Origin of the sequence: Cryobacterium sp. Hh38 (assembly GCF_004403235.1) — a bacterium.
In the GTDB taxonomy this organism is placed as follows: domain Bacteria; phylum Actinomycetota; class Actinomycetes; order Actinomycetales; family Microbacteriaceae; genus Cryobacterium; species Cryobacterium levicorallinum.
On the sequence record NZ_SOHD01000036.1, the window covers coordinates 36,777 to 58,781 of the forward strand.

Annotated in this window: 18 protein-coding genes and 1 pseudogene; 9 read left to right on the forward strand and 10 right to left on the reverse strand. The window is 64.4% G+C overall.

What is annotated here, in order from left to right; translation table 11 throughout:
* Positions 1-28: 28 nt before the first annotated feature.
* The gene (locus tag E3T41_RS12650; RefSeq protein ID WP_198416420.1) at positions 29-883 is read right to left on the reverse strand and encodes an EamA family transporter; all 855 of its coding nucleotides are present in this window, start codon (positions 881-883) and stop codon (positions 29-31) included.
* 313 nt (positions 884-1,196) lie between these two features.
* On the opposite strand from E3T41_RS12650, the gene E3T41_RS12655 reads away from it, so the two are divergent.
* A complete protein-coding gene (locus E3T41_RS12655) occupies positions 1,197-1,658 on the forward strand; it encodes a DUF3817 domain-containing protein (protein WP_134478880.1) in 462 nt (153 codons plus the stop codon).
* Positions 1,659-1,728: 70 nt separating this feature from the next.
* Here the strand turns inward: E3T41_RS12655 and E3T41_RS12660 are convergent, their stop codons facing one another.
* Positions 1,729-2,967, reverse strand: a complete 1,239-nt coding sequence (locus E3T41_RS12660) for an alcohol dehydrogenase catalytic domain-containing protein (RefSeq protein ID WP_233194994.1) — start codon at positions 2,965-2,967, stop codon at positions 1,729-1,731.
* A 2-nt stretch (positions 2,968-2,969) separates the two neighbouring features.
* The gene (locus E3T41_RS12665; protein ID WP_104131801.1) at positions 2,970-3,728 is read right to left on the reverse strand and encodes a phosphonatase-like hydrolase; all 759 of its coding nucleotides are present in this window, start codon (positions 3,726-3,728) and stop codon (positions 2,970-2,972) included.
* A 331-nt stretch (positions 3,729-4,059) separates the two neighbouring features.
* Here E3T41_RS12665 and E3T41_RS12670 point away from each other — a divergent pair, with 331 nt between their 5' ends.
* Together E3T41_RS12670 and E3T41_RS12675 are read left to right on the forward strand one after the other, a co-directional pair.
* The gene (locus E3T41_RS12670) at positions 4,060-5,649 is read left to right on the forward strand and encodes an AMP-binding protein (RefSeq protein ID WP_198416421.1); all 1,590 of its coding nucleotides are present in this window, start codon (positions 4,060-4,062) and stop codon (positions 5,647-5,649) included.
* A gap of 189 nt (positions 5,650-5,838) precedes the next feature.
* Complete coding sequence (locus E3T41_RS12675; RefSeq protein WP_134478884.1) at positions 5,839-6,279, forward strand: hypothetical protein; 441 nt, start codon at positions 5,839-5,841, stop codon at positions 6,277-6,279.
* Between the two features lie 288 nt (positions 6,280-6,567).
* Here the strand turns inward: E3T41_RS12675 and E3T41_RS12680 are convergent, their stop codons facing one another.
* Entirely contained in the window at positions 6,568-6,942 is a 375-nt protein-coding gene (locus tag E3T41_RS12680; protein ID WP_134478886.1) for a hypothetical protein, read from the reverse strand.
* Positions 6,908-7,501, reverse strand: coding sequence for an endonuclease/exonuclease/phosphatase family protein (locus E3T41_RS12685; RefSeq protein WP_134478888.1), 594 nt, complete (start codon positions 7,499-7,501; stop codon positions 6,908-6,910). The genes E3T41_RS12680 and E3T41_RS12685 overlap by 35 nt, the downstream gene beginning before the upstream one ends.
* A gap of 377 nt (positions 7,502-7,878) precedes the next feature.
* Between E3T41_RS12685 and E3T41_RS12690 the strand changes: the two genes are divergently transcribed.
* The 6 genes from E3T41_RS12690 (at position 7,879) to E3T41_RS12715 (ending at position 17,206) form a co-directional block, all read left to right on the forward strand.
* Entirely contained in the window at positions 7,879-8,862 is a 984-nt protein-coding gene (locus tag E3T41_RS12690) for an ABC transporter permease (RefSeq protein ID WP_134478890.1), read from the forward strand.
* 70 nt (positions 8,863-8,932) lie between these two features.
* Positions 8,933-9,784, forward strand: coding sequence for an ABC transporter permease (locus E3T41_RS12695; RefSeq protein ID WP_104129869.1), 852 nt, complete (start codon positions 8,933-8,935; stop codon positions 9,782-9,784).
* On the forward strand, positions 9,781-11,841 hold the full coding sequence (locus tag E3T41_RS12700; protein ID WP_134478892.1) for an ABC transporter ATP-binding protein: 2,061 nt from the start codon (positions 9,781-9,783) through the stop codon (positions 11,839-11,841). The genes E3T41_RS12695 and E3T41_RS12700 overlap by 4 nt, the downstream gene beginning before the upstream one ends.
* 97 nt (positions 11,842-11,938) lie before the next feature.
* The gene (locus E3T41_RS12705) at positions 11,939-13,642 is read left to right on the forward strand and encodes an ABC transporter family substrate-binding protein (protein WP_134478894.1); all 1,704 of its coding nucleotides are present in this window, start codon (positions 11,939-11,941) and stop codon (positions 13,640-13,642) included.
* A gap of 211 nt (positions 13,643-13,853) precedes the next feature.
* Positions 13,854-16,160: a phosphoribosylformylglycinamidine synthase subunit PurL gene (purL, locus tag E3T41_RS12710; protein WP_092447893.1), complete on the forward strand. Its 2,307-nt coding sequence runs from the start codon at positions 13,854-13,856 to the stop codon at positions 16,158-16,160.
* Positions 16,161-16,294: 134 nt separating this feature from the next.
* Positions 16,295-17,206 (forward strand): hypothetical protein, encoded by a 912-nt coding sequence (locus E3T41_RS12715; RefSeq protein ID WP_134478896.1) that lies wholly within the window; start codon positions 16,295-16,297, stop codon positions 17,204-17,206.
* Here the strand turns inward: E3T41_RS12715 and E3T41_RS12720 are convergent.
* The 5 genes and pseudogenes from E3T41_RS12720 to E3T41_RS12740 all read right to left on the reverse strand — a co-directional run bounded on the left by E3T41_RS12720 (position 17,181) and on the right by E3T41_RS12740 (position 21,986).
* Positions 17,181-18,302, reverse strand: coding sequence for an aldo/keto reductase (locus tag E3T41_RS12720; RefSeq protein WP_134478898.1), 1,122 nt, complete (start codon positions 18,300-18,302; stop codon positions 17,181-17,183). The two genes, E3T41_RS12715 and E3T41_RS12720, sit on opposite strands and share 26 nt — an antisense overlap.
* 116 nt (positions 18,303-18,418) lie before the next feature.
* A complete protein-coding gene (locus tag E3T41_RS12725) occupies positions 18,419-19,354 on the reverse strand; it encodes an SDR family NAD(P)-dependent oxidoreductase (protein WP_233195001.1) in 936 nt (311 codons plus the stop codon).
* Positions 19,355-19,529: 175 nt separating this feature from the next.
* Positions 19,530-19,847 (reverse strand): annotated as a pseudogene (locus tag E3T41_RS12730) (chorismate mutase); the annotation flags it as partial.
* A gap of 28 nt (positions 19,848-19,875) precedes the next feature.
* Entirely contained in the window at positions 19,876-20,835 is a 960-nt protein-coding gene (locus E3T41_RS12735; RefSeq protein ID WP_370257634.1) for a DMT family transporter, read from the reverse strand.
* Between the two features lie 335 nt (positions 20,836-21,170).
* Entirely contained in the window at positions 21,171-21,986 is an 816-nt protein-coding gene (locus E3T41_RS12740; RefSeq protein WP_134478900.1) for a GNAT family N-acetyltransferase, read from the reverse strand.
* Between the last annotated feature and the right edge of the window lie 19 nt (positions 21,987-22,005).

Below are 22,005 nucleotides of genomic sequence, written 5' to 3' on the forward strand. Positions count from 1 at the left end.
CGAGGTATCCGCTTGGCGAGCCGGGCAGCTAGCCGTTGGCGGCGATGGCGGCGACCGCGGCCAGGGCGAGGCCCATGCCGGCGACCTGCCAGCCGCCGACCCGTTCCTTGAGTACGAGCACTGCGAGCAGCACGGTCACGGCCGGGTAGAGCGCCACGAGTACCGACACCAGCGACAGCAGGCCACCCTGCAGCGCGTAGAGCAGCGTGATCGTGGCAATGACGTCGAGCGTCGCCACGAGTACGGCGAGGCCGAGAATCGTCAGCGGCGGCCTGCCCAACTGCCGGGTTCCAGTCGCCACCGCGATGACGATAACGGATGCCACGGTGCGCGCCACGACCAGCGGCCACAGCCCGGTGCCGACCTCAATCTCGTTGGTGAAGATAAAACTCAGGGCGAAGCAGACGCCGGATCCCACCGTGAACCAGGCCACCCGGCGGGTGAACCGCGGAGCATTGGCCCCGGAGACGGTGTGGTCTTCGACCCCCTTCGGCTCGCGGCTCACCGTTATCACCGCGACGATCGCCAGCGCAATTCCGGCGTAGGAGATGCCCGAGGGCCGCTCCCCGATCAGCACTCCCACAATGACCGGAATTCCGGCGACGATCACGGCGGTCAGCGGCGACACCACGCTCATCGGCCCCTCGGCGAGGGCGATGTAGAACCACCACATGGCCAGGGCCATCACCACGCCGGACGCCGCGCCGAACAGCATCGACCGCCAGGAAAACTCACCGCCGACGAACGCGGCAGCGACGGCGATAATCAGGGCCGAGATCGGATACGACAGGAGGACGACCCGGAGTGCGGCCACTTGGCGGGACGCGATGCCGCCGAGAAAGTCGCTCATACCATAGGCCGCGGCCGAAACGAGGGCGAGCACGACCCCGATCATTCCGCAGCCGGGCGGTTAGGGCGGGGCGAAAGCGTGCGCATGGGTTCACGGTAGCAGCGGCCGGGTACGGCGATGCGCATCCACTTGTAGCGCCCGAACTTGCTGACCAGCCGGAACCGATCGAGCTGATCAGCAGCGCGGCCATCATCGGGATCGTCAGGAACCCGGCCTCGGTTGCGCAACTGCAAGTTTCTAGTGATGCATGTTTCTTGGCGAACGCTCAGGCGTGCCCGCCGGGGGTTGTTCAGCTGCGGCTGCGACGATGGGGATGCCCCTCCCCTGCCCTGAGTTGAAAGTCGCCATGACCCCGCGCCTCCTGTTTCGTTCCGTCGCCATTGCCGAAGCCATTACCTGGGCACTGCTGCTCACCGGGATGTTCCTGAAATATGTCCTGCAGGTCGGGGAGCTCGGGGTGCAGATCGGCGGGTTCCTGCACGGCCTCGTCTTCATCGCCTTCGGCCTGACGGCCGGGTTCGTCGGCGTCAACCAGCACTGGGGCCCGAAGCTCACCGCGATCGCCATGGTCACCGCGATCGTTCCGTTCGTCACGATCTCCCTCGACCGCGGGCTGGAGAAGAAGGGCCGGCTCGACGGTGATTGGCGCCGTATTCGCACCGATGATCCCCGCGATCATACCGGGGTGAGCGCCCTGCTCCGCTGGGTGCTGGCCCGCCCGGTGCTGCTCGTGACAGCCATGGCGGTCGCCCTGGTGTCGATTATGGCCACGCTGCTCACGCTCGGCCCGCCCGGCGGCGCCAGCTAGCCTCCCCCTCAATACGGATTCAATGGGGACGGGGCCCGTTCAAAGCGATGGAGCGAAACGGCGGCTCAGGTCAGCCGAGAGTAGCGGGCTGCTGCGGGGTGATTCCGACGCGGGGGTAGCGGGTGGTCGCGGCCAGCAAGAGGGCAGAATCCGCTTTCTCGAGGGGAAACGTCGTCCCCACCAGCGCCGAAAACGGATGCCGATGCCAGCCGCCGCTCAGATAGGTCACTGCCTGCTGCAGATCGGCCGGCGTGTAGTTGTGCACACCGCGCAGCGCAATCAGGCGGCGCACCATCGACTCCGGGTCGAGCAGCACGGGCTCCCCCGGCGAAACGCTTCCGACCAGCACGACGACTCCGCCGATGCCGATCAGGTCGATGACGGTTTGCACCGCCGTTTGGGCGCCGCTCACTTCCAGCGCGATCGTCGGCTCGGCCGCACCGGCATCCTGCAGCGCGGCGAGCACGCTCGCCACCCCGGTCGGCGACTCGCCGGGCGCACTCGGGTCCGCAACGGCGGCAGCACCGAAAGCCAGCGCGAGCTGCCGCCGCGCAGCATCCGGGTCGCTCACGACCACGAGGGCACCGGCATCCGTCGCCATAGCGCAGGCCGTCACCCCGAGCATTCCCGCACCGGTTACCAGCACCGTGGCTCCGGCCAGCGGCACCAGAGCGGATGCCGCAGCCAGCGCGGCGACGACCGTCGCGGTCGCGCAGGAGGCCGGCGCGAGCACCGACGCCGGAACCTGCTCGTCGACCACAACGATCGCCGTGCCGGCACACACCTGCACGTGGGTGGCGAAGCCGCCGCTGAGTTCCCAGCCCCGCTGCATCCGTTCGTGGCCGTATTTGGCCAGGTCGAGGCATTTCTGCGGGACTCCGCGGCGGCAACGGGCGCACGTTCCACAGCTCACGGTGACCGACCAGACCACGCGCTGCCCCACCCGCAAAGGCATTCCATTTGCGGCATATGCCGGGTCGCCGGTCGCGACGATGCGACCGACCTGCTCGTGGCCGAGCACGAGCGGCTTCGCGGCCGGGCGGTGACCCAGCGCCGTGTGCACGTCGGATCCGCAGACGGTCGCCAACTCGACTTCGACCAGCACGTCGCCGGGACGCAGCAGCACTCCCGGCACCGCCACGCACTCCAGCGGCAAGCCTGCTCCCAACCAGACCATCGCCTCGGCGGTTCGCGGCAGTACGATCTCGCGGCCGAGCCGGTAACCGCTCACCGGCAGTACATCCCCGGCAGCGGTCGCCAGCATCCCGTCCGTCGACGGTGGCCTCGAGTGCGGGTCCGATTTCGACATGACTACTCGGTCGTTTCCTCACGCAGGCCGAGCAGCTCGGCGAGGTCGGCCACGCTGTCAATGACCACGTCAGCCCCGGCATCCTCCAGGGTCTCGGTGTCATGGGTACCGGTACGCACACCGACCACGAGTCCAGCACCTGCACTCAGCCCGGAGAGCATGTCGCTGGCGGTGTCTCCCACGACGACCATCGCCGCGACGCTCGACGTACCGGTGCGTAATAAGGCGGTGAGCGGCAGGTCAGGATAGGGGCGGCCGCGACCGGCTTCGGCCGGGCACAGGCTCACATCGATCAGATCGCTCCAGCCTAGGGCGTCAATCAGCGTGTCCTGGGTCGCGCGGGAGAAACCGGTGACCAGGGCAATTTTCAGGCCGTTGTCGCGCAGCTCCTGAAACAGGTCGGATGTACCATCGATCGCGCTCACCCCGACCCGCTCGACGAGTTCACCGTAGGCGGTTTCAAAGGCTTCCGTGGCCGCCAGGGCATCCCCTTCGGAGTCGGTCAGTTCGCGAAAGACATCCAGCTTGGACTGGCCCATGGTTTCACGCACGTAGGCGACGGCCTCTTCCAACGCGTCGGCGGTGTCGGCGATGCCGCTGCGTTGCGCTGCCAGCACAAACGCCCGCTCGACGAGTCCGTTGTCGCTCACGGTGGTGCCGGCCATGTCGAAGACGACGAGTTCAACCTCGACGTCGTCCGGTTCGAAATCATCGAGGTCGAGGTCTGAGTCCAGGTCGGGAGAGAGCGGTGCAGTACTCATGAAATGCCTTTCAGAGAGGTGATCGCAGACAGTAGAAATCACGTGCTCGCCGAGACCGGTCGTCACACCGATTCCGGTCGTGGCCGACGCCCGTGCTGCCAGGACGTTCTGCAACGCTAGGCAGACCACGCCAACAGCCAAGGCGACCCGGGTAACCGGCAGGTGAACGCGCCATGGCAATTGGGCTCCGTGACACTCGGTCACCGCGCCACCTGCCGGTGAACGCGCCAGCTACACCTGGCGCCGAGATCGACACCTTCGTGACATGCACAGTTTCGCGCCAGCCCCGAGCGGTACGGTGAACCGCCGCATCCGATCAAAGGAGATCCCCGTGTTCACGAGCCCCTACGCTCCGGTCGAGATTCCCAACCTGAGCATTTTCGATTTTCTGTTCGGCGATTTGACCGAGGCCGAGCTCGATCGCACCGCAGTGATCGACGGGGCCACGGGCGAGGCACTCAGCTATCGCACCCTGGTCGACCAGATCACCCGAGTGGCTGGCGCTCTCGCCGCCCAGGGCGTCGGCCCCGGCACGGTCATCGGCCTGCTCTGCCCCAACACACCGGAGTTCACCGCCGTCTTCCACGGTGTTCTGCGCGCCGGCGCCACGATCACCACCATCAATTCGCTCTACACCCCTGACGACATCCAGCGTCAGCTGGTCGACTCCGGCGCGACCTGGCTTGTGACCGTCTCTCATTTGTTGCCCGGCGCCAAGGCTGCAGCGCACGCCGCCGGCATTCCCGACGAGCACGTCGTGGTAATCGACGGCGAGCCGGGGCATCCGTCGCTGGCTGACCTCTTACAAGCGGATGCAGCCCCGCCCGCTCTGAGCATCGACCCGGCCACGCACGTGGCCGTTTTGCCGTACTCTTCGGGCACCACGGCGGCGCCAAAGGGCGTCATGCTCAGCCACCGCAACCTGGTCGCGAATGTGCAGCAAGCGCGGGACCTGATCGGCGTCGTGCTCGAAGACAGGGTGCTCGCACTGCTGCCGTTCTACCACATCTACGGAATGACGGTTCTGCTCAACCTCGCCTTCAAACAGCGGGCTGCCCTCGTCACGATGGCGAAGTTCGACTTCGTCGAATTTCTACGAATGATTCAGGATCACCGCTGCAGCTACGTGTTCATCGCGCCGCCGATTGCGGTCGCCGTGGCGAAGCATCCGCTCGTCGAAAGCTACGACCTGTCGAGCGTGCACACGATTCTCTCTGGCGCTGCACCGCTCGACGGCACCCTCGCCGCGGCCGTCGCCGCCCGGCTGGACTGCCGCATTCTGCAGGGCTACGGCATGACCGAGGTCAGCCCGGTGAGCCACCTGATTCCGATCGACGCGCCGCACCTGTCGCGCGCCTCGGTCGGGGTGACCGTGCCGAACATGGACTGCAAGCTCATTTCGACCGAAACCGGCGAGGAGATCGAGGTGCCCTCAGCGGGGGTGAGCGAGCCTGGCGAGCTGCTCGTGCGCGGCCCCAACGTGATGCTCGGCTACCTGAACAACGAGCAGGCCACCCGCGAGACCATCGACGCCGACGGGTTTCTGCACACCGGCGACATCGCCACGGTGAGCGCCCTCGGCGAGGTGACCATCGTCGACCGCAGCAAGGAGCTGATCAAGTACAAGGGCTACCAGATCGCGCCGGCCGAGCTCGAGGCGCTGCTGCTCACCCATCCGCAGATCGCCGATGCGGCCGTGATCGGGGCAGCGGATGCCGACGGCCAGGAGATTCCCAAGGCCTTCGTCGTGGCATCGTCCGCCGTGACAGCCGAAGAGGTGATGGCCTACGTCACCGAGCGAGTCGCTCCGCACAAGAAGGTGCGGGCGGTCGAGTTCATCGAAGCGATTCCCAAGTCGGCCTCCGGCAAGATTCTGCGTAAGGACCTTCGCGCGCGGGAGCGTGCCGCGATGCTTCAATAGGACGACGTCCCGGCGGTGAAGATGGATGCGGCGGCCTGAGCGGCCGCGGTGGCGGGTGGCCGGGCCCCTGTTCGGTCGCAGCGATCCCCGACTTCTCGGCCACCCGGCGGGAGCCGGCGAGGTGCAAACCCTCGCCGGTGAATCCACACGATGCCTGTCGGTGCCGGGCCGAAGTGGATAGTGTGCATTGTGGCTTCCCGACTTCCCGCACGGGTGTGGCTTCCCGCCGACACCGCCCTGTGGACAACCTGTCATATCGTGTCCGATGTGGTGAAGAAGCGACCGATAGAATCGCACATCCAAACGCTGTTTCCGTTGTCGCCCGGCGTGACGGCGCTGACCATGGGCGGGCTCCTCGTCGACGCGTTCTACGCCGCTGGAGACGGTTCGTACGCACAATCCAGGTCCTTCGCCTTTGGAAGAGGCCTGTTTGGCCTCGCTCTCGCGGCCGGCACTCTGGCGGCGAGAGCCACCGGCAACTCGAATGCGCGCAACCGTGCGGCAGCGAATGCCCAAATAGCGTGGCGCCCACTGTTTGGCGGAACCATCTTCGTCACCACGCATGGCTTCTACCTGCAGACAATGGAGGGGCTATTTGAGTGGACCTGGGACTCCATCGACCTCATGTAGCTGGTCGGCTACAACTGCCTGATCTTGCAGGGCCGGTCGAGCACTGGACCGATTACGTGGCGCCTCAACTCGGAGTGGGCGGAGCTCGTGTTTGCGCTCTGGGCTCTCGCGCGGCATCCGTCTCACCCGCAATTGCAGGACGGCTCGTGGCTGCCGGCCAACTGGCTCGAATGGGCAACTCATCAGGGCTATTGATCGCACCTGGACCGGCCCCAAATCAGCGGCTAATGAGCGTCAGCGGTTGGCCGCTGGTGTGCGAGGGAGCGTTCCTTTAGACATGCGGGCAGGTCAATTCGCGCTGACGGGAATGCCACCCATCATCAGCAGGATAACCAAGAGCGCCGGGAGCACCGACACCACGTTCAGCACCAGCGCCACGATCGCCAGGCGCTTGGGACGATTCTTCATCGCGATGGCGACGACGGCCACGGCTGCGCCGATCGTCAGAATGGGGACGTAGATGGCGTAGAGCAACAGCGGCCCGACAATGAACATGAACTCGGAGCCGGTCCGGATCGGCTGGGCGAACCCGACCGCGGTGGAAATGAATATGGTCAAGGCTCCGGCGATCCAGAACCAGAACGCGATCAGCGCGACGATGCTGCGACGAGGCGCGCTCTTGGCGACCTCAGCCGGAATGACGGGTGGATCGGCACTGCTCATGGTTTCCCCTTAAACCGGGAATGGTCACATCCCCACCCGCCAGCCTAGAGTCCCGCCAGGTTCGGTCCCTCCCGCGAAACAGGTCGGCGCTCGAGCCTCGGGGGGTGCCGGCGAGATTCACGACGGCCTGTATCGCGGCGTGGTCCGACGGCCAGTCGCCCTCAAAATGCGTCACGTTAATGGCAGCCTTCAGCACGGTGGCGCTGGGCGTGACGAGGAGCCAGTCGATGCGTTTGAGATTGCGCCGCGGAAGGCGGTAGTTCAGGAACGTTCCCCACTCTTCGGCGAGGCGTTCTTCTGCTGTTTTCCAGGTATCCAGCAGCAGGCCCTGACCGGTGATCCGGTCAAAAGGGGCGGTATTCGCATCCGTGTTGAAATCGCCGGTCACGATAGTGGGCAGCATCGATGCAGCCACGATTCGTCGAACCGCGTCGGCGGATCGCAGCCGCGAGGTGCGGGAGCGGTGGTCAAAGTGAGTGTTCACGACCTGAAAATCGATGCCGGTGGCGATATCGTGAAAGAGCGCGTCGACGACGACCCGCGGCGTGGCATTCCACAAAGCCGCAACCGACGCTATCGACGGCCACTGGAGGAGTAAGCTTCTCCCCCAAAACGGGGGTCAAACCGGTTGCGATTTTCCCGGGACTGATGGTCATTCAGCAACGTTCCCCACCTGTCGATGAGGCGGTCTTCTGCTGGATCCCTGGCATCCAGCATCGGCGCGTAAAGAGAGCTGCCGCTCGTCTCCCAAGAGACACGATGGCGAGCTTTAACTATCGCGACGGACATCAGCCGTGACACACTGCGATAGTACGAATGTTCTGCACCTGTTCACCCGACGTAAACAAACGACGGTCGCATGTGTACACAGCACATACTGACTCAGCGTTGCGTCGGCGATCCTGACACGCGCTTTCACTGCAGAAAGACAAGCTCTTGATCAAGTACTTGATACGTCGCTTCGCCGGCTGGATGCTCATGATCGTGGTCGCGACGACTTTGACTTACTTCTTGGCATGGGGATTTCTTGACCCGCGCAACAACTACGTTGGACGTCGCCCACCCCTGTCAGAGGACCAGATAGTCCAACTGCTCCAACCACGAAACCTCAGCGATACCGTTCCGCTCCTGGAGCGTTGGTGGAGCTGGTTCTCCGGCATCATCTTCCGCTGGGATTGGGGAGTAAGCCCGGTCGGCCAGTCGGTGAATGATCAAGTGGCCTATCGCATGTGGGTGAGCGCAGAGCTCGTACTCGGCGCCACGATACTCGCCACCGTCTTGGGTATTGCTCTCGGCGTGTACACCGCGTCCAGACAGTACAAGATTGCCGACCGCATCGGTCAGGCCACCTCAATCGTCACGATGAACATCAATATCGTCGTGGCGGCTCTCGGAATCGTGCTCTTGGCGATCGGTTTCAACAACATGGTGGGAACGACGGTGTTCTTCGTCACCGGCTCGGCGAGTCCGGATGTTACAGGATTCTTCCCCATCATCGTTGATGCCCTGCAGCATCTTATTTTGCCGACCGTCGCACTCGTGATCATTGGCTATGCCGGCACCCATTTCCTTCAGCGTTCACTGCTGCTCGACAACATCAACGCCGACTACGTGCGCACCGCCCGCGCCAAGGGCCTGACGAAGGCGCAGGCCATTCGCAAGCACGCGCTGCGCACCTCGCTCATTCCGGTCGCAACACAGGTGGCGTTCACAATCCCCACCGTTTTCATGGGTGCGATCCTCACCGAGTCGATTTTCGGATGGAATGGCATGGGCCGCTACTTTCTCGAAACCATTTCAAAGAATGACATCCATGGAACCGTCGCGATTGCCGCGTTTGGCGCGGTTCTGACCGCGATCGGAGCGCTGCTCGCCGACATCGCCGTCGTTGTTCTCGATCCGAGAGTGCGGGTGAGCTGAGATGCCCAGGAATTCAATCCAACCGGCCGTCGGACCAGAGACCACTGCTATTCGGCTTCCCCGAAAACGGATGTCGAAGTGGGAGCTCTACTCCAGGCGTTTTCGGCGCAATCGTCCGGCGGTCGCGGGCCTGGTGATCTTCGCCGTCCTCGTGCTGTTCGCGCTCGTTGCTCCCCTGCTTGCGCGCTACGACCACATTGAGCTCGATTTTCTCAACATCGGTGAGCCGCCGAGCGGCGAACACTGGTTTGGCACCACGAGCGCGGGCAACGACACCTTCGCCCAGGTGGCAATCGGCCTGCAACGCTCACTCATGATTGCCGTCGCAGTCTCGGTGGGAACCACGGTGATCTCTGCAGTGGTTGGTACCGCGGCCGCATACTTCAGCGGCATGTTCGAGCGGCTCACACTGCTGCTCATTCATTTCCTGATGGTCGTGCCCACATTCCTGCTTCTGGCAATGTTCTCCAACGACTCCGGCGGAGACTGGCGCATTATTTCGCTCATCATGATTCTCATCGGGTGGTTCTTCCCCGCTCGGGTGATCTGGACGATGGCCCTCTCACTGCGTGAACGAGAGTATGTGCACGCCGCCCGCTACATGGGCGTGCCGGGTATGAAGATCGTGCTGCGCCACATGCTGCCCAACATCGGTTCGCTTCTGGTGATCAACTTCACTCTTGGTGTGGTTGCCGCGGTGATGATCGAGACCGGTCTGTCGTTCCTCGGCTTCGGTGTCAAGATCCCTGATGTCTCGCTCGGCTCACTGATTGGCTCCGGGGCAAACACCATCACCAGCGCACCGTGGTTGTTCTATTTTCCAGCCGCCGCGCTCACGCTACTCACGGTCTCGATGGCCCTCGTCGCTGACGGCCTGCGGGACGCGCTCGACCCGACTTCGGCCGCTGGAGGGCGAGCATGACCAACCCACTACTTTCTGTTCGCGACCTCAAGGTCAGTTTCCCCTCGGAGACGGGCACAGTCGACGCCGTACGCGGCATCTCGTTCGACCTCAAGGCCGGTCGCACACTCGGCATTGTCGGCGAGTCCGGCTCGGGCAAGTCGGTCACGTCGCTGGCGATCATGGGGCTGCTAGACGAGAACGTCAGGGTCTCTGGCTCAATCACTTTCGACGGCCAGGAGCTACTGGGCAAATCTGACAAGCAGCTCTCCGCGATCCGGGGCAATGGTTTGGCGATGATCTTTCAAGACCCGCTGTCGTCGCTCACCCCGGTCTTCAGCATTGGTGACCAGCTTATTGAGGCGCTCACCGTTCATCGCAAGCTCTCGAAGCGTGCAGCGTGGGCTCGTGCCGTCGAACTGCTCGAAACCGTGGGGCTTCCCAATCCCGAACGGCGCATGAAGTCCTTCCCCCACGAGTTTTCTGGCGGGATGCGCCAACGAGTGGTGATCGCGATCGCGATGGCCAACAAGCCGAAACTCATCATCGCCGACGAGCCGACAACCGCCCTAGATGTGACGATCCAGGCCCAGATTCTCGACCTGATCGCCAAAGCCCAGAGCGAGACCGGTGCCGCCGTCATCATGATCACTCACGACATGGGGGTCGTCGCCAAGACAGCGGACGATGTGCTGGTGATGTATGCGGGCAGGCCGGTCGAGAAGGCCCCCGTGCACGAGCTCTTCCACCGCACGCGCATGCCGTACTCCATTGGTCTCCTTGGCGCGATCCCCCGGGTCGACAAGGCCGAAAAACAGCCCCTCGTACCGGTCAAGGGAAACCCGCCGCTGCTGATCAATCTTCCGGATGCGTGCCCCTTCGCGGCGCGCTGTCCGATCGTTATCGATGCCTGTCATTCGCGCGAACCTGATCTCGTGGCCGTTGGCAACGACAAGGTGGGCGAACACCACGCTGCGTGCATCCGTTCACACGAAATTACCGACGGTGGCCTCATCGATGGGCACCCAGTGTTTCCCCTGCCAGACATCCCCGAGCGCGCGCTGGCGGGCGTCCCCCGTGCGGATCGGCCGGTGACCCTCGAAGTACGCAATTTGACCAAGACCTTTCCCTTGATGAAGGGGGCCTTCCTTAAACGCAAGGTTGGGGAAGTCCATGCCATCCGTGGAATATCGTTTGACATCCGTGAGGGCGAGACGATGGCGATCGTCGGCGAATCGGGTTGCGGCAAGACCACGACGCTGCTGCAAATCATGGATCTGGTTGAACAGGTTGACGGCGACATCCTCCTCGGCGGGACCAGCGTCGCCGATGTGCGTCGCGGTCACGCCGAGCGCACCCTGCGGCGTGACATCCAGATCGTGTTTCAAGACCCGATGGGCGCCCTCGACCCGCGCATGACGGTGGCCGACATCATCGCCGAGCCGTTACGTGCGATCGGAACCAAGAAAGCTGAGGGCGAAAGCCGGGTCGATGAGCTGATGGACTTGGTCGGCCTCGACCCAACGCACAGCAACCGTTTTCCGTCCGCGTTCTCGGGAGGCCAACGCCAACGCATCGGTATCGCCCGAGCCCTGGCTACCAACCCCAAGATTGTGGTACTTGATGAACCCGTCTCGGCTCTCGATGTTTCCATCCAGGCTGGCGTGATCAACCTGCTCGATGAGCTCAAGGCCAAACTGGGCCTGTCCTACCTCTTCGTCGCGCACGACCTCTCCGTCGTTCGACACATCGCTGATCGCGTGGCCGTCATGTATCTGGGCGCTTTCGTTGAGCATGGCAGCGTCGACGAGATCTTCGAGAACCCCCAGCATCCCTATACGCAGGCTTTGCTCTCTGCGATTCCCATCCCGGATCCGGACATCGAGCGCACCCGCGAACGCATCGTGCTCACTGGCGATCTGGCGAGCGCCACCGATCACATTGGTGGCTGCTCGTTTGCCAGCAGGTGCCAGCTCTTCAAGGTTTTGCCGCCCGAAGATCAGGCACGTTGTCTTGGCGAAGTGCCGCCGTTGACCGGGCTAGAGAACACCCATCGCAACGCTTGCCATTTCAGATAAAACGTCTCAGCTCAGTGAGCGTTGACACCGTTCGGGTGTCACGGTTCCTGGCCGGAGTTGATTTTCCCATTTCCAGCCCCACACAGTAAGGAACGGTATGAATCAGCACAGAAAGCTCCTTGGATTTGTCGCACTGGGCGGTGTTCTCACCCTCGGTATCAGCGGTTGCACCGCGGCAGGTGACTCCGGCGACAGTGGCGAAAGCATCATTGCGGTCTCGTCAGCCGACTACAATCCCCAACCACGCGAGAACCTTCAGCAGGGTGGCGAAGTGGTCTTCCCGATCGTGGAGATCACCCCGCAGATGAACCCCCTCAACGGCGACGCGAGCGCGGACACCTCACGCCTCGCGTCGTGGTACACGCCACAGATTCTGCTCATGGAAGAAGATGGCACGCCCTACAAGAACGATGCCTACCTCGACGACTGGGAATTCGGCACCGCGGACGGCAAGACCTTCGTCAACTTCACCATCAACGACGACGCAGTCTGGAACGATGGCGCACCCATCGACTGGAAGGCGTTCGAAGCAACCTGGATCGCGAACCGCTCCTACGAAGAGGGCTACAGCCCCAATGCCACCGACGGTTACAAGGAGATCGAGTCGGTCACCAAGGGCGAAACAGATAAGCAGGCCGTCGTCACCTTTAAAGGTGAATTTGCGTGGCCCCAGATGCTCTTCACCACTGTGCTCAACCCCAATGTGAACACGCCCGAAATCTTCAACGAGGGCTACATTGACGAACCGCACGCTGAGTGGGGCGCCGGGCCGTACAAACTCAGCAACTTCGACATCAACGGCGGAACCGTGGTGTTTGAGCCAAACGAAAATTGGTGGGGCGAGAAGCCGCTGCTCGACAAGGTGACCTTTCGTCAGCTGGACCGCGCAGCATCCATCAACGCCTTCAAAAACGGCGAGATCGACATGGCCAGCACCAACACCAAGGACCGCCTCGAGCAGGTCAAGGATATGGATGGGGTCGTGACGTACCGGGCTCAGCAGACGGCCAACACGCTGCTGCAGGTTGACTCCGACAAGCCACAGTTCCAGGACATCAATGTTCGCAAGGCATTCTTCATGGCTGTTGACGTGGAGCAGCAGAAGAAGGTCGTCTGGAACGGTCTGAACTACGAAGAGGATCCCGCTGGTTCGTTCACGCTGTACGCCTTCCAGCCCGACTACGTCAACGCGCTCGAAGAGGCCGGCTACAAGTTTGACCTCGAAGGCGCAAAAAGTCTGCTTGACGAGGCCGGCTGGACCGCGGGCGAGGACGGAATTCGCGCGAAGGATGGCGTCGCCCTCGCGTTGACCTACCCCATCTTCAGCGACGACCCCGTGCAGGAGGCTGCCGCCAAGGCTTTGCAGCAGCAGCTGAAGGCCGCCGGTTTTGCTGTCACCATCGACACGCGGTCGCCTCAGGACTTCTCGACCGACTACTCCACGAAGAACTGGGACATATTTTCGCTTCGCTTCACTGCCTCTGACCCGTTCGGTGCGGCATGGTTCTGCCAGATCTACTGCTCCGACAGTGGGCTCAATCTCTCCGGAACGGGAACTCCCGAGATCGACGCGAAGATTCACGACCAGCTTGAGTCGATCTCCGACCCCAAGGAGCAGACGGTCCAGGCGATGAAGCTCGAAGCCGAGATCCTCGCCGAGACCTGGGGCATCTTCCCGATGTATAACGGACCAGAAATTTGGACTGTCAAGGAAGGCCTCGCAAATCTCACTCCCGAGCCCTACGTTGGCTTGGACCTCTTCGGCGTGCAGCCCGTCGAGAACATGGGTTGGGAGAAGTAGGGACTGACCTTCTGAACCCAACAGGGCGGGTCGGGTGCTGCGGCATCCGACCCGCCCGTTTTTCGTTGGGGGCAGAGCTGAGCCGAGTAGTCCTCCCTGCGGGCCGAAGGCACCCGATTCCCGTCTGCCGCACCATGCCGATATCGGCATAACGAGGCGACCGGTAGACTGACCGGGTCAAGCATCCGCTATCTCGGGGAGAATTCCACACGTGACCGCTGTTTCCAATACCTCTTCCCGCGGCGTCGCCGACACCGTTTCCAACGCCATTGCGACGCCGGAGAAGGAGCAGCCCTACGGCGCGCTCGGGCTCAAGGCCGATGAGTACGCGAAGATTCGCGAAATTCTGGGCCGCCGCCCCACGTCGGGCGAGCTCGCCATGTACTCGGTGATGTGGAGCGAGCACTGCTCCTATAAAAGCTCGAAGATGTACCTGCGCCAGTTCGGCGACAAGGTCACCCCCGCCATGAAGAAGAACCTCATGGTCGGCATGGGCGAAAACGCCGGTGTGCTCGACGTCGGCGAAGGCTGGGCGGTCACCTTCAAGATCGAATCGCACAACCACCCCTCCTACATCGAACCGTTCCAGGGTGCCGCGACCGGCGTCGGCGGCATCGTGCGCGACATTATCTCGATGGGCGCCCGCCCGGTCGCCGTGATGGACGCCCTCCGCTTTGGCGATATCAACGATGCAGACACCGCCCGCGTCGTGCACGGCGTCGTCAGCGGCATCAGCTTCTACGGCAACTGCCTCGGCCTGCCCAACATCGGCGGCGAAACCGTCTTCGACCGGGTCTACCAGGGCAACCCGCTGGTCAACGCGCTCTCGGTCGGCGTGCTGCGCCACGAAGACCTGCACCTCGCCAACGCCCGCGGCGTCGGCAATCAGGTCGTATTGTTTGGAGCCCGCACCGGCGGCGACGGCATCGGCGGGGCATCCATTCTCGCCTCGGACACGTTCAGCGCCGGCGGACCCACCAAGCGCCCAGCGGTGCAGGTCGGCGACCCGTTCGCCGAGAAGGTACTCATCGAGTGCTGCCTCGAACTGTTCGCGGGCAAGCTCGTCGAGGGTATTCAGGACCTCGGCGCGGCCGGCATCAGCTGCGCCACTTCTGAGCTCGCCTCGAACGGTGACGGCGGCATGTTCATCGAACTCGAGAAGGTGCTGCTGCGCGATCCAACGCTCACCGCCGAAGAGATCCTCATGAGCGAGAGCCAGGAACGCATGATGGCGATCGTCACGCCCGAGAAGCTCGAGGGCTTCCTCGCCGTCACGACAAAGTGGGACGTTGAGACCAGCGTGCTCGGCGAGGTCACCGACACCGGCCGGTTGATCATCAACTGGCACGGCGAGGAGATCGTCAACGTGCTGCCACGCACCGTGGCCGTCGACGGCCCGGTCTACGAGCGCCCGCTCGCCTACCCCACCTGGATCGACGCCCTCCAGGCCGACACCGCCTCCGTGCTGCCCCGTGCACTCGACGGCGAGACCCTGCGCGAGCAGTTCCTCGATCTGCTGGGCTCGCCCAACCTGGCCGACCCGAGCTGGATCACCGACCAGTACGACCACTACGTGCAGGGCAACACGGCGCTATCCTTTCCCGACGATGGCGGTATGATCCGCATCGACGAAGAGTCGGGCCTCGGCTTCGCGATCGCCACCGACGCCAACGGCCGCTACTGCCAGCTCGACCCGTACCGCGGCGCGCAGCTCGCCCTCGCCGAGGCGTACCGCAACGTCGCCGCGACCGGCGCCGTGCCGGCCGGCGTCAGCGACTGCCTCAACTTCGGCTCGCCCGAGAACCCCGAGGTCATGTGGCAGTTCCGTGAGGCCGTCACCGCCCTCGCCGACGGATGCCTCGAGCTGGAGATTCCCGTCACCGGCGGCAACGTCTCGTTCTACAACCAGACCGGCGACCAGCCGATTCACCCCACCCCGGTCGTCGCCGTGCTCGGCGTGATCGACGACGTCGCCCGCCGCATCCCGAGCGGCTGGCAGGACGACGGGCACAACATCTACCTGCTCGGTGAGACCCGCCTCGAACTCGACGGCTCGGCCTGGGCCGGTGTCGTGCACAACCACCTCGGTGGTCGTCCGCCGGTTGTGGATCTCGGCCGGGAGAAGGCCCTCGCCGGTCTGCTGCACGCCGCATCGAAGGAAGCCCTCATCGACAGCGCCCACGACCTCAGCGAGGGCGGGCTTGCCCAGGCCCTCGCCGAAGCCGTGATGCGCTTCGGGGTGGGCGCACGGGTCTGGCTGGGTGACATCTGCGGGCGCGACGGGGTGGACGCATCCACTGCCCTGTTCTCGGAGTCGGCCGGTCGCGTCATCGTCAGCGTGCCGCGCGAAGACGACGTGAAATTCCTCGGACTGTGTGCCGGCCGGTACATTCCGGTGCTGCGCATCGGTGTGACGGACAACACCCTGCACGCCCTGGAGGTGCAAGACGTCTTCGCTGCGACTCTCTCGGAGATGCAGTCGCGTCACCGCACCACCCTCCCCGCCGCCTTCGCCTAGCTAGCTCGCGAGAGCGCAAAAAGTGCCCGATTGAGAGGTTCAATCGGGCACTTTTTGCGCTCTCGCGAACCTTGCCAGGGGCTTGGGGTGTGGATAACTCTTGGGACTCGTTGAAGTTGGGTCACACTGTGGGCATGAATCGGTCTCACAGACTTCCACCGGACTTTGACGGACGTCCATTCAGCACGGCCGAGGGCAGTGGCGCCGGCCTAACCAAGAAGCGGATGCGGGCGTCCGACTTGGCGCGTCCCTATCCGGCAACGCGCACCCCGCGTGGAAAGAACAACTCGGTAAACCTGCTCATCCACACCTACGCCCACCGCATGTCCGAATCAGACTTTTTCAGCCATGTGACTGCTGCTCGCGTGCACGGGCTCCCACTGCCCTACGCCGTCGAACGCACCCAAACCATTCATGTCTCAACCGAAGCACCCGCGCTGCGCGACCGGGTACGCGGGGTTCGCGGCCACCACGTCGCCCCCCAGACAGTCACCGTGGTTGACGTTCAGGGCCTGCACGTCACGAGTGCGGTCGACACCTGGTGCCAGCTATCTACCATGCTTGGACTCGACGACTTGATCCGGATCGGCGACGCACTCATGCGCCGCAAGCATCCGTTCGCAACGACGCGCGACTTGCTCACCGCCGTTCGTCGCTATTCGGGACACCGGGGCGTGAAGCTCCTGCGCGAGGCGCTAATTTGGATTCGACCGGGCGTCGACTCACCCCGCGAGACCGACCTGCGGCTGCTGATCGTGCGGTCCGGCCTGCCAGAGCCCGAGGTCAATGGCCTGATTCTGGGCCGCACCGGCGTGAGACTTGCCACCGGGGACCTGGTCTTTCGCCGGTACCGTGTTCTGCTCGAGTACGACGGCGGGCAGCATCGCACCGACGAGAACCAGTACCACTGGGACGTTGACCGCCTCGACGCGCTCATGGAGGAGACCTGGCGGGTCATCCGCATCAACAAATCCCACCTCCGCAATCCGCCCGAGGTGATCCGCAGGGTGACGGTGGCGCTCATGGCCGGCGGCTGGCGGCCGTAAGCCGAGAGCGCAAAAAGTGCCCGATTGAGAGGCCCAATCGGGCACTTTTTGCGCTCTCGCGAGGAAGGCGAGTCGCTATTCGCGGCCGGCGGAGACCGGCGGAGACCCACTGGGGGTTGAATGACCGGCCGGCGACGACGCGGTCGGCGAGCGCGTCCAGGCGCTCGACGTGCGCAGCATCGAGACGGATGCCCGCGGCCGCCAGGTTCTCGTCCACGCGCTCAATAAACCTTGAGCCGGGGATGGGCGACACGGCAACCCCAAGAGCGCGACCCTTGTCATAAATCCACGCGAGCGCCACCTGAGCCGGCGAAACCCCGGCCTCACGAGCCACCGCCAGCACCTCGTCGAGCATCGGCTGGTTGGCGGCGAGAGCCTCAGGGGCAAACCGGGGAAACTTGTGGCGACCGTCGCCGTCGGTGAGCGAGGCACGGTCGAAGAGTCCGGTGAGCCATTGGCGCCCGAGCGGCGAGTACGGAACGAACCCGACTCCCAGCTCGATCGCCGTCGGAATAACGTGCCGCTCGACGTCCCGGCTGATAATGCTCCACTCAGACTGCACCGCAGCGATCGGGTGCACGGCCACCGCGCGACGCAGCTCATCGCCGGTCGGTTCGGACAAGCCGATGTGGCGAATCTTTCCCGCCTGAACGAGCTCGGCGAGTGCACCGACGGTTTCTTCGATCGGCACTTCGGGGTCGACCCGGTGCTGGTAATAGAGGTCGAGGTGGTCGGTGCCGAGGCGGGCGAGACTCAGGTCGATCTGCTCGAACACGTAGGCACGGTCACCGCGGATGCCGCGCGCTCCGATGCCGCCACCAGAGAGGATGCCGAACTTGCTCGCCAGCTGAACCTCATCGCGCCGGGTGGCGATCAAGCGTGCGATGGTCTGCTCGCTCAACCCGTTGCCGTAGACGTTGGCCGTGTCGATGAAGGTGAGGCCGGAGTCAACAGCATGCGTCACCGTGCGCAGGGCGTCGTCGGGGTCGATGGGTCCGTAGACCGGAGTGAGCGACATGCCTCCGTAGCCCTGCAAGCTGACCGTGAGGCCGTCGCCCAGTGTGACTGCGGTCAGGGTGGCGGGAGTTGTACTCATTTGGTCAGGATAGCGGCGTGGCGACACGATGCCACGCGTATAACGTCACGCGAGAGCGCAAAAAGTGCCCGATTGAACCTCTCAATCGGGCACTTTTTGCGCTTTCGCGAGAGGGATTAGAGGAAGGGCTCGTCGATGAGGGTCTCGGCTCGCTCCCAGAGACGCGCGGCCACGGCTCGGTCGCGGGAGGTGCGGGTGGCGGGCTGGCGCACGGGGCGGCCACGGGTGAGCAGGCGCGGGCCGAAGTAGTCGCCACCGTGGGCATCCGGGTCGATTGCAGCACGCACGGTCGACCAGGCGCCGTGGTGCTTGCCCTGCGCGCCGACCACGGTTTGCGCACCGTCGATCACCCGTTTGATCCGCGAGACGCTATTGACACCGGGAATGGTCGGAGTCAGCCCCGAAATGGAATATCCCGGATGTGCCACCAGGGATTGCACCATGCCGGCGCCGGTCGCCCGTAGCCTCCGGTCGAGTTCGAATCCGAACACCTGCATGGCGATCTTGGATTGCGCGTACGCCTTCCACCCGTTGTACGTGGTGGCGAGCTGCAAATCATCGAGGGACGAATCCATCAGTCGGGAAATCAGCGACCCGAGCGACACCACCCGGCTGCCGGGCGTGCGGCGCAAGGCCGTAAGGGTGCCGGCGGTGAGCGCGAAGTGGCCCAGAAAGTTCGTCGCGAAGATGAGCTCGTTGCCGTCGAGGCTCACCTGCCGGTCGGCAGACGGGTGCACGATTCCGGCGTTCAGAATCAGACCGTCGAGACGCGGCAGAGCACGCAGGGTCTCGCTGACCTCGCGCACCGACTGCAGGTCTGATACATCCAGCTGCAGCACAGAAACGGATGCCCCGGGCGCGCGATCGCGGATGGCCGCCGCGGCGGCATCCGCTTTCAGGGTGTTGCGGCAGGCCAGAATGACGTGCGCGCCAGCCCCAGCGAGTTGCTCACTGGTGAAATAACCAAGGCCCGCGTTGGCGCCGGTGACCACGAAGGTCTTGCCGCTCTGGTCGGGGAGGGAGCGCAGATCCCAGCTCACGTTGCTGACCACACGGTTCCCACAGCGCGGCGCCGAACGATCACGACGCCCGGCTCGGTGCATGCGCGGTCGGCGGGTGCGGCACCGGGTGCGTCGCAGCGCGCACAGCAGTCTTAGCGGGCACAGTCGCCGACCCAGCCGGAAGCCCCGCCGCAGCCCCAGCGGCCCGTCCCACCACGACCGGCTCGCCGCCGGCGATCTTCACGTGGTGGTGGATCACCTCGGCGATGATGAAATTAAGGAACTTCTCGGCGAAGGCCGGGTCGAGGTGCGCTTCTTCGGCGAGCCCGCGCAGGCGATCGATCTGCATGAGCTCACGCGCCGGGTCGGCGGCCGGCAACCCGTGGGCGGCTTTCAGACGCCCGACCTGCTGGGTGAATTTGAACCGTTCGGCCAGCAGATGAATGAGCGCGGCGTCGATATTGTCGATGCTCTCGCGAATGCTGTGCAGCTGGTCGATCGCAGCCGCGGCGGCTTCTGGGGGTAGTTCCTCGTGTACGGCCATGGTTTTACGATAATGCATGCTGCCCGCGTCAAACGGATGCCGCCGCCTCCCGGCCCCGCACCCCGAACCACCCGAGCCGCAACCGTTTCTGCGTGAGCAGGATGCCCACGAGCACCAGCAGCGCCCCGGTCGGTTCGTGCCAGGAGAACGTTTCGGCCAGCACGAGCACCCCTAGAATCACGCCGACGACGGGTGTCACGTAGGTCACCGTGGACGCGTTGGTCGGGCCCCACGCGCGCAGCACGTTGATGTTCCAGATGTAGGTGACTCCGGTGCCGAGGGCACCCAAAGCCAGCAGACACAGCACGATCGGCAGCGTCAATTGCACCGGGCTCCCGGCCAGCACGGGAGTCAGCAGCAACATGATGCCACCGCCGATGCCGATATTGAGAAAGGCGAAGGTGCTGCCGGCGATCGGCCGGCCGCTCAGAAAACGACGCGTGTAGCCATAGGTGAAGCCGTAGCTGACGGCCGCGCCGAGGCAGGCGAGCTGACCCCAGAAGTCGCCGGTGAGCGAGGAGTATTGCCACGGACCGATGATCACGACGACGCCGAAAATGCCGAGCATCACCCCGGCCACCTGGGCGCGCACGAACTTCTCCACCCGAAACGCCAGCGTCGCCAGGAGCGCCGTCATGATCGGAGTGACCGCGTTGTAGATGCTCGCCAGACTCGACGAGACGTACTGTTCGGCCCAGGCGAAGAGCAGGTGCGGAATCACGCATCCGGTGATCGCAATTACCAGAAAGTGCAGCCAGACCACGCCTTCGCGCGGCAGCACCGGCCCGTTGTTCACCCGCGGCCGGTTCACGAGCACGATCAGGCCGAGGGTGAGTCCGCCGAGCACGAGTCTGGACCAAGCGACCTGACCGAAGCTGACCCCGTCGAGCGCGATCTTGATGAACAGAAAGCTGGAGCCCCAGATCAGCCCCATACCGAGAAATTGCAGGGTGACGAGGGTGTTGCTGGCGGCAGGCTGTGGGGGCACGGTCTGAGCCTATAGTGGGCGTCGGCGCACCAGCGCCCCGCCGAGCTCAACGTCTGAAAAGCGCCGAAGAATGGCAGCAGGTGCTGCACCCGGCCGGCGGGAATTCCCGCCAATCGGGGATCAACCGCCGCACAATTTGGCGGTTCGCCTCGCCCTACTCGCAATGGCCGCCAGAACTGCGGAGATTTCGCCAGAATAGGTCCAATTCAGCCCGTATTCAGCGGCTCCAGATGAGAATCTCCGCGGTTATGAACGGCCCCTCCGGTGCCGACGCTCGCCCGTGCGATTTTCAGCGCGCCGAGCACCTCGTGGAGAGCACGAACGCCCCCAGGCCACTACTGCGAGGTATCGGCCCCGGCATTTCGTTCCGCGTCAAAATCGGCCGCCGCACGGGTCGAACCCGGCGCGGCTCCGGGCGCCGCCTCCGGCAGATCCGGCGCGCTCCCGCCGTTCACGCCGCTGCGCACGCCGCTCTGCGGGCCACCGCCACTGATCGTGCCGCCCGGCCCGGCCTTGCGCAGGCTCCGATAGGACACGAACCGGGACTCGAACGCGCCCAGGCGGGCCTCGAGTCCGGCGCGAACGGCCGGCCACTCATCGGCGAGGATCGAATAGACCGCGCTGTCCCGCCAGGTGCCGTCGGCGCGGGGGCGATCCCGGCGGAGGATGCCTTCAAAGGTGGCTCCGATACCGAGGATGGCGGCGCGGGAACGCTCGTTGATGGCATCCGCTTGAATTTTGACCCGGCCGAAACCATTGTCGAAGGCGGTGCCGAGCACGAGCAGCTTGGTTTCCGCGTTGACTGCGGTGCCCCAGACGCGGGGGTCGTAGGCGGTCCAGCCGAGGTGAATCGACTCGTTGACGACATCGATGTCGCCGAGGGTCGTGGTGCCGACGACGTCGCCGTCGTGTGCGCCGCCGAGCAGGCGCACCACGTAGGGCAGACTCTCCCACTGAAAGTAGGTGTCGGCCCATTGGATAAACCCGTCAACGTCCCGGTGCAACGATGCCGGGCCACCGCCGAAGCCGGCGGCGAACACCTCGGGGCGAGCGATGGCGCGGTGCAGGTCGGGAAGCACCGCGCTGCCGAGCGGTTGCAGCTGCACAAAACGACCTGTCAGGGTCAGGGAATGGGGTCTCAGGGCGGTCACCCGCCCAGTGCGGCAGGTC